At 61.5% G+C, this 7,870-nt stretch carries 6 protein-coding genes and 1 pseudogene; 2 read left to right on the forward strand and 5 right to left on the reverse strand.

The window, feature by feature from the left end; all coding sequences use genetic code 11:
• The first annotated feature begins 97 nt into the window (after positions 1 to 97).
• Together NX84_RS12730 and NX84_RS00080 are read left to right on the forward strand one after the other, a co-directional pair.
• Positions 98 to 358 carry a hypothetical protein gene (locus NX84_RS12730; protein WP_126297620.1) on the forward strand — a complete coding sequence of 87 codons (261 nt, stop codon included), beginning with the start codon at positions 98 to 100 and terminating at the stop codon, positions 356 to 358.
• A complete protein-coding gene (locus tag NX84_RS00080) occupies positions 355 to 1,503 on the forward strand; it encodes an alpha/beta hydrolase (protein ID WP_039672497.1) in 1,149 nt (382 codons plus the stop codon). Before NX84_RS12730 ends, NX84_RS00080 begins: the two co-directional genes overlap by 4 nt.
• A 28-nt stretch (positions 1,504 to 1,531) precedes the next feature.
• Here the strand turns inward: NX84_RS00080 and exaC are convergent.
• The 5 genes and pseudogenes from exaC to dnaK form a co-directional block, all read right to left on the reverse strand.
• Positions 1,532 to 3,052, reverse strand: a pseudogene (gene exaC / locus NX84_RS00085) (acetaldehyde dehydrogenase ExaC).
• 228 nt (positions 3,053 to 3,280) lie between these two features.
• Positions 3,281 to 3,697: a heat shock protein transcriptional repressor HspR gene (locus NX84_RS00090; RefSeq protein WP_039672499.1), complete on the reverse strand. Its 417-nt coding sequence runs from the start codon at positions 3,695 to 3,697 to the stop codon at positions 3,281 to 3,283.
• 13 nt (positions 3,698 to 3,710) lie between these two features.
• Positions 3,711 to 4,919: a molecular chaperone DnaJ gene (gene dnaJ / locus NX84_RS00095; protein WP_039672501.1), complete on the reverse strand. Its 1,209-nt coding sequence runs from the start codon at positions 4,917 to 4,919 to the stop codon at positions 3,711 to 3,713.
• A gap of 93 nt (positions 4,920 to 5,012) precedes the next feature.
• Positions 5,013 to 5,708 carry a nucleotide exchange factor GrpE gene (gene grpE / locus NX84_RS00100; protein ID WP_039672504.1) on the reverse strand — a complete coding sequence of 232 codons (696 nt, stop codon included), beginning with the start codon at positions 5,706 to 5,708 and terminating at the stop codon, positions 5,013 to 5,015.
• 3 nt (positions 5,709 to 5,711) lie between these two features.
• Positions 5,712 to 7,556: a molecular chaperone DnaK gene (dnaK, locus tag NX84_RS00105; protein WP_039672506.1), complete on the reverse strand. Its 1,845-nt coding sequence runs from the start codon at positions 7,554 to 7,556 to the stop codon at positions 5,712 to 5,714.
• Positions 7,557 to 7,870: the final 314 nt, after the last annotated feature.

Raw genomic sequence — 7,870 nt, forward strand, 5'->3', positions numbered from 1 at the left:
CCCACGGTAGACGAGCCCGGGCTAGTTATCCACAGATTTCGTTCTTCAGTGTCTGCGCCTCTTTACCTTGCCGTGTTCGTGCCGCACTCTGGGCTGCATGAATCATCTCGATATTGACCCCGCAGCGCTTCCGCATATCCGTTCTCTCTACGACCACCGCCCGCCACCCGGCCCTACAGCTTTAGATGCCCCGCCCCGCACCGCGGCGGCTCTTGCACGTTTAGCTTCGCGGTGGGAATCTTCCCGCCATTCCAGTGACGCCGCGCGCATGGCGCAATTAGAGGACCTGGAGCGTTTCGTGGTGGCGGCCCACGATATCGATTCTGGGCTATCAGCTCGCTTGGGTGGCGCCCGATGAGTAACGCTCATGCTCTCTATGCCACCTCCTCTGCGCTCGCCGGTTCATCCCGTGAGCTGGATAGCTATATCGATGCGTCCCACCATCATTTGGTGGCGCTAGCTATTTCCGGTGCGGCAGGCGATTCTGCTCGCTCCTCTCTTCGCCGCGCCACGGATAGCCTTCTCAGCCCTGCCCAGCAGATGCGCGCGGCCGCCCAGATCGTGTCGCTCTATGCTCCCCTCCAGGAGAAAATTGAGAACCTTCGCGCCCGCATCAGTACCTCCCCTCTTGCCCATCCACGCAGTAGTCTCATGGGCCAGCTCGATACGCTTGCCGACGCCCTCGATTGGGCCTGCGCCCGCCAACTCCACGCCCTGTGCACTCCGGAGATGTCCGCTCCCCCGACTCGTCTGGAGGACTTCGCCGACCTTTCCCTGGCTGAGCTCCATCAGGCGCAGCTCAGCGTCGCCAGCGACGAGGTCCGCGCGATTGCCGCCGCGAACCCCGACATGACCATTCTGGAGACCAGCCCCGGGCGGCTCGTGGCTCTTATCGACCCTTCTGGACTAGCCACTCAGCCCGCGCAGGTGTCAAACGTCAGCACCTTCGTGGGCGGTGTGGGTTCCTCCAATACCGCAGGCTGGCCAACCTCGCTTGAGCGGGCTCGCTCCATTGCCCGCGCCACCGGTGGGCCCACAGTGGCGTGGCTCGGCTATTCCGCCCCTTCCTCCTTATCGCGCGCCGCACACGAGGAACCTGCCCAGCGCGGTGCCGCCGAGCTCATTCGCTTTCAGCGCGCACTCCGCGCTCGTTTCCCCCAGGCACAGCACATGCTAGTCGGCTATTCCTATGGCTCGGTCGTGGTGGGCAAAGCTGCACAAGAGGCAAAGGTTGCTGATGACATCGTGCTCGTCGGCAGCCCGGGCGCTTCTACCACCAGCGCGGACCAGCTCCACGGCCGGGTGTGGAGTGCAACCAATGCCGACGATCCCATTGCTCTGACCACCGGCCCCCTCGGCGGCATCCACGGCCCCAGCCCGTCCTCCCCCAATTTCGGTGCTTCTCCCCTCCCCGGCGCGAACGGCTTACCGGGCGACCACGGCACCTATTGGAAAGACCCCGCATTCCTGCGGGGTCTAGGCTCTATTGCTCAGCGCCGCTAATCCTTAGCTAGCAGCAGCACAGTGTGTTTTAGAATAGGCCGGCGTGTTCCTCTGAGTAAGACACGAGCATGTTCTTGGTCTCCTGATAGTGCCCCAGCATCATGAGGTGGTTCTCACGGCCGATACCGGACTCCTTGTAGCCACCGAAGGCACTGTGAGCGGGATAATCGTGATAGTGGTTAATCCACACGCGGCCGGCCTGAATCTCGCGGCCAGCGCGGTAGCAGGTGTTCTGGTGGCGCGACCACACACCGGCACCGAGGCCGAAGTTGGTGTCGTTCGCAATCTGGATAGCTTCCTCGAAGTCTTTGAACGTGGCGACAGAAAGCACCGGACCAAAAATCTCCTCGCGGAAGATCCGCATATCGTTGGTGCCCTTAAACACGGTGGGCTCGATGTAGTAGCCGTTCTCCAGGCCTTCCACCTTGTTCACGTGGCCGCCGACGAGGGTTTCCGCACCTTCCTTCGGGCCCACTTCGAGGTACTCGGTGATTTTGTCCATCTGCTCCTGCGAGGCCTGGGCACCCATCATGGTCTCGGTGTCGAGCGGGTGCCCAATCTTGATCTTCTTTACGCGCTCCACGGCCAGCTCAAGGAACTTGTCCGCGATGTCCTCGTGGATAAGGGCACGCGACGGGCAGGTACAGACCTCGCCCTGGTTGAGAGCGAACATGACAAAGCCCTCGACGCACTCCTCTAGGTAGTCATCGTCCTTATCCATAATGTCGGCAAAGAAGATGGACGGTGACTTTCCGCCCAGCTCCAGGGTGACCGGAATGACCTTGTCAGCAGCGGTCTTGTTGATGATCTTGCCCACCGGGGTGGAGCCGGTAAAGGCAATCTTGGCAATGCGGTCAGAACCGGACAATGCCGCACCGGCTTCCTCGCCAACACCATTGACGATGTTGAGCACGCCCTTGGGCAGGAGGTCCTCGATAATCTCAATGAGCAGCAGGATGGATGCGGGAGTCTGCTCGGCCGGCTTCATCACGATGGTGTTGCCGGCAGCTAGGGCCGGAGCAATCTTCCATGCGGCCATAAGCAGAGGAAAGTTCCACGGAATAATCTAGCCTACCACACCCAGCGGCTCGTGGAAGTGATACGCCACAGTGTCCTGATCAATTTGGGAAAGGCGACCCTCTTGAGCACGGATAGCGCCGGCGAAGTAGCGGAAGTGATCCACGGCCAGGGGGATGTCAGCGGCGAGGGTCTCACGCACAGCCTTGCCGTTCTCCCAGGTCTCCGCGACAGCAATCTTCTCCAGGTTCTCCTCGATGCGGTCCGCAATGCGGTGCAACAGTAGTGCACGTTCTGCCGGGGTGGTCTTGCCGAAGGTCTCGAAGGCCTTCTCTGCGGCGTCGATAGCCAGACTAATGTCCGCTTCCTTGCCGCGGGCGACCTGGCAGAAAACCTCACCGGTAACCGGGGTGACGTTGTCCATGTACTCGCCATCGACGGGCGCGACCCACTCGCCGCCGATGTAGTTGTCGTAGCGCTCGCGGAAGGAGACGATGGCATCAGCGGTTCCGGGGTTTGCATACAAGGTCATGTGCGTAGTGCCTTTCTTGTGGGTTCTTTTCCATCACGGCGGCCGCCCACACAAAGCCTCGTGAAAGTGATGGGCGACACAACGTTGAATGCGAGTGTAGCGATATATTTTGTCAAACTCACGTTTTTCTACAAGAAAGCTTTTGGCGCTGGGCAATTAGCTCAGAAGTTGGCCTAGAAGAACCCGGAAACGGAAGAACCCCCTCCATCATGGAGGGGGTAAAGGCGCCTAGTTGTGGCGGCCGCGGCGCGGTTTCCACATCACCACGGAGGTGGAGCGCGGCACGTGGACGAGCTCGCCGCGCGAAGGGCGGGCCTGACTGCGCAGCCGTTCGACTTCTGCTTGGAGTTCATCGCGCTCAGCAGCAAGGCGGTCACGCTCAGCAGTGAGCTCGATGATGGATTTGATGCCTGCTAGGTTCACGCCATCATCCTGCGACAGGGCCTGAATCTTACGCAGCAATTCGATGTCATTCTCAGAGTAGCGGCGGCCGCCACCTGAGGTGCGAGCTGGGGAGACCAGCCCCATCCGGTCATACGTGCGCAGGGTTTGCGCATGCATGCCGGAAAGCTCGGCCGCCACGGAGATGACGTACATGGCCTTGGGCTTTGCGGTATCGCTTCTGCCTGGTGTTTCCTTGTTCATCATTGACCTCCTTTTAGCGCATGACCGGGTTTCCGGCCCAGCCCTTGCGCGGGTCAAAGCCGGAGTCCTTCTCCGCCTGCGCGTACGTGCGTAGCGCTGAGGAGGCAGCAGCGTCCAAGGTAGAGGGCACGGTCACCTGCACGGTCACCATGAGGTCGCCGGCCTTGCCGGAACGCTTGGGCACACCGCGGCCCTTCACACGCAACGTGCGACCGTCCGGGGTTCCTGCGGGCACCTTGACGCGCACTGGCGAATCGAGGGTGGGCACCGTGATGGTGTCCCCCAACGCCAGCTCCGCAAAAGAAACTGGGACGGTCACGTGCAGGTCATCGCCGTCACGGGTGAAGACCTCGTCGGGCTTGACGGTCACGGCGACGAAGAGGTCACCAGACGGCGTGCCGTTGGGGCCTGCTTCACCTTGGCCGGCGAGGCGCACCTTTTGGCCGTCGATAACACCGGCGGGGATGCGCACCGTAATCGAGCGCGTGCGGTGCACGGTACCGGTACCGGAGCAATCCGCACACGGGTCCTCAGCGCGCTGACCGGTGCCAGCGCAGTCGGTACAGGGAGCAGACAACCCGAAGGAGCCACGCTGCTCCGAGGTGAAGCCGGTACCGTCACAGGTCGAGCACGTCGACAACTTACCGGTCTTCGAACCCGAACCGTGGCAGGTCGTACACGGCGCCTCGCCGCTGAGCTGCAGCGGGATGGTCGTGCCCTTGGCGGCCTCGCGGAAGGAAAGGGTTATGTGCGTTTCGACGTCGGCCCCCCGCGACGGCCGAGCTGAGTGGCCAGCACTACCGCCGCGGTTGAAAACGCCACCGAAGATATCCCCAAAACCGCCGCCTTGAGCCGATCCTCGAGGGGATCCTCCGAAGATGTCGGAGAAGTCGAAGTCTTGCGCACCCGGTCCACCCATGTGCGTGGATCGAAACCCGCCGGGAAACCCGGCGCCTCCTCTCCGTCCAAAGCCGCCGCCGCTGCGCATCATGGCCTTGAACTGATCGTAATCCTTGCGTTCGGAAGCATCTGACAACACGTCGTAGGCTTCAGCTACCTGCTTGAACTTCTCCGCTGCCTCCGGGTTATCCGGGTTGGCGTCGGGGTGATTCGCGCGGGCGAGCTTGCGGTAGGCGTGCTTAATCTCGTCGGCGGTAGCGGACGAGGAGACCCCCAGATCCGCGTAGTAATCTTTGTCTGCCCATTCTGGCTTAGCATTCACTGGGCATCTCCTCCTTTCAGGAGAATCTCAAAAGCTTGTATCTAAAAGAAGAGTGGCGCCAAGGACTCAACACCCTGACGCCACCATCTGTTGTTATTCTGCGCTATCCGGGTTGTCCGGACTCTCAGCCGAGCCGGCTGGGTCAGCAATAATCACCATGGCGGTGCGCACAACGCGCTCGCCTACCTTGTAGCCGCGGCGCAGCACGGTACCGACAACCTGCTCATCACCAGAGGAGAGGTCCTGAACGGCCTCGTGCACCTCGGGGTCGAAGGCATCGCCTTCCTCACCGAAAGGCGACAGATTGTTGGCGGTGAGCACACCGTTGAGCTTGTCCGCGATGGCCTTGAGCGGGCCCTCGTTGAGGTCACCGTGCTGGCGTGCGAGTTCCAGGTCATCAAGGATAGGCAGGAAATCTGCCAGGACCTTGGCCTTAGAAGTCTCGATCACGGCCTGACGGTCACGCTCGGTGCGACGGCGGTAGTTGGTGTACTCCGCGTTGAGGCGCTGGAGGTCCTCGGTACGCTCAGCCAACTGAGCCTCCAGGGAGTCCTCCACTGCCGCGTCGTCACCGGCAGCTGCTTCCTCGGCAATATCGCTCGCGGCGTCATCCACGGCAGCCTCGGCCTCAGCAGTGCCCGCAGTAGCGGCGTTGGCCTGAGCCTCAGCGGCCTCGTCCACGGCACTGTCGGCGGCAGCGGCCTCTGCGGCGGCAGCCTCCGCGGCGTCGGCGGAGGTTGCCTCAGGGTCGGTGTTGGCCGGATTGCCCGGGTCCTGAGGGGAGGTCATGGTTTACTTCTCCTTGTTCTCGTCGTCTTCGTCGACAACCTCGGCGTCGACAACGTTCGGGTCACCAGCGGCCTCACCAGCAGCGGCACCCTCGGCGCCTGCCTCAGCAGCCTGGGCCTCGTACAGAACCTTGCCCAGCTCCTGGGACTCCGTGCCAAGCTTCTCGACGGCCGACTTAATCGCCTCAATGTCATCGCCCTTGAGGGCCTCATCGACGGCGTCAGCAGCCTCGGTGACGCGGGTCTTGAGATCCTCCGGCAGCTTGTCGGAGTTCTCATCCATGAACTTGCGGGTCTGGTAGGAGGTGGACTCTGCCTGGTTGCGGGTCTCCTGCTCCTCGCGGCGCTTCTTGTCTTCCTCAGCGTGAGCCTCGGCGTCCTTGACCATGCGGTCGATCTCTTCCTGGGACAGGCCGGAACCATCCTGGATCTTGATGGTGTTTTCCTTACCGGTGGCCTTGTCCTTAGCGGTCACGTGGACGATGCCGTTGGCATCGATGTCGAAGGTGACCTCAATCTGCGGAACACCGCGCGGTGCCGGAGCAATGCCACCGAGCTCGAAGGAGCCGAGCAGCTTGTTGGCGGAGGCCATCTCGCGCTCACCCTGGAAGACCTGAATCTGCACAGACGGCTGGTTGTCATCAGCCGTAGTGAAGGTCTCAGACTTCTTGGTCGGGATGGTGGTGTTGCGCTCGATGAGCTTGGTCATCACGCCACCCTTGGTCTCGATGCCGAGGGAGAGCGGGGTGACGTCGAGAAGCAGCACGTCCTTAACCTCACCGCGCAGGACACCTGCCTGCAGCGCAGCGCCGACGGCCACGACCTCATCCGGGTTCACGCCCTTGTTCGGGTCCTTACCGGTCATCTCCTTGACCAGATCGGACACGGCTGGCATACGGGTAGAACCACCAACGAGGACCACGTGGTCAACCTCGGAGAGGGACAGGCCAGCGTCCTTGATGACCTGGTTGAACGGAGCCTTGGTGCGGTCCAGCAGGTCCTGAGTAATCTTCTGGAACTCGGTACGGGACAGGGTCTCGTCCAGGAAGAGCGGGTTCTTCTCAGCATCGACCGTGATGTACGGCAGGTTAATGTTGGCGGACTGGGAGGAGGACAGCTCAATCTTGGCCTTCTCTGCAGCCTCGCGCAGACGCTGCACGGCACGCTTGTCCTTGGTCAGATCCACGCCCTGGGAAGCCTTGAACTTATCGACAAGCCAATCAACGATGCGCTGATCCCAGTCATCGCCACCCAGCGCGTTGTCACCGGCGGTAGCCATGACCTCAACCACACCGTCACCAATCTCCAGCAGGGAGACGTCGAAGGTACCGCCACCGAGGTCGAAGACCAGGATGGTCTGCTCTTGCTCGCCCTTCTCCAGGCCGTAGGCCAGAGCAGCGGCAGTCGGCTCATTCACGATACGCAGGACGTTGAGGCCTGCAATCTGGCCGGCCTCCTTGGTGGCCTGGCGCTGGGAGTCCTCGAAGTATGCCGGGACGGTAATGACGGCATCGGTCACGTCCTCACCCAGGTAAGCCTCGGCGTCACGCTTCAGCTTCATGAGCGTGCGAGCCGAAATCTCCTGCGGGGTGTACTTCTTGTCATCGATGTCGATGGTCCAGTCGGTGCCGATGTGACGCTTGACGGAGCGAATGGTGCGGTCAACGTTGGTGACCGCCTGGTTCTTCGCGGACTGGCCGACGAGGATTTCGCCGTTCTTGGCAAAAGCCACGACGGACGGGGTGGTGCGGGAACCCTCGGAGTTAGCGATAACGGTGGCCTCGCCACCTTCCAGAACGGATACGACCGAGTTGGTGGTACCGAGGTCAATTCCTACTGCGCGTCCCATAATGTTTCTCCTTGCTAGTTGGGGTTTGTTCTTAAGTTGATAGTGCGCGACTCAACTTCTGCCGCGTTCAGTCAGCGACTGTAGCAGAAGCAGCACCCGAAGTCATCCAAACCTGAGCGCTGGTCACTCAACCCTTTCAACGGCACGTGCCCCAAAGTTGTTCCCACCCCGCTCAACTTTCTTTCCTCTTCCGACATTTCCCCTGTATACAGCCCCAAATAAGCCTCACTCTGTGAGTTAAAGCGGCTCTTCCGGTTTCGGGGTGCGTAGCGGGGTGAGGTAGAAAACGACGGGTTCAGCGGGTCACCACAACA

The organism is Corynebacterium minutissimum (assembly GCF_000805675.1).
In the GTDB taxonomy this organism is placed as follows: domain Bacteria; phylum Actinomycetota; class Actinomycetes; order Mycobacteriales; family Mycobacteriaceae; genus Corynebacterium; species Corynebacterium minutissimum.

Bases quoted from the DNA above. Each gene is read 5' to 3' on its own strand.
- NX84_RS12730 (WP_126297620.1), top strand. From the start codon at position 98: ATGAATCATCTCGATATTGACCCCGCAGCGCTTCCGCATATCCGTTCT.
- NX84_RS00080 (WP_039672497.1), top strand. From the start codon at position 355: ATGAGTAACGCTCATGCTCTCTATGCCACCTCCTCTGCGCTCGCCGGT.
- NX84_RS00090 (WP_039672499.1), bottom strand. From the start codon at position 3,697: ATGAACAAGGAAACACCAGGCAGAAGCGATACCGCAAAGCCCAAGGCC.
- grpE (WP_039672504.1), bottom strand. From the start codon at position 5,708: ATGACCTCCCCTCAGGACCCGGGCAATCCGGCCAACACCGACCCTGAG.
- dnaK (WP_039672506.1), bottom strand. From the start codon at position 7,556: ATGGGACGCGCAGTAGGAATTGACCTCGGTACCACCAACTCGGTCGTA.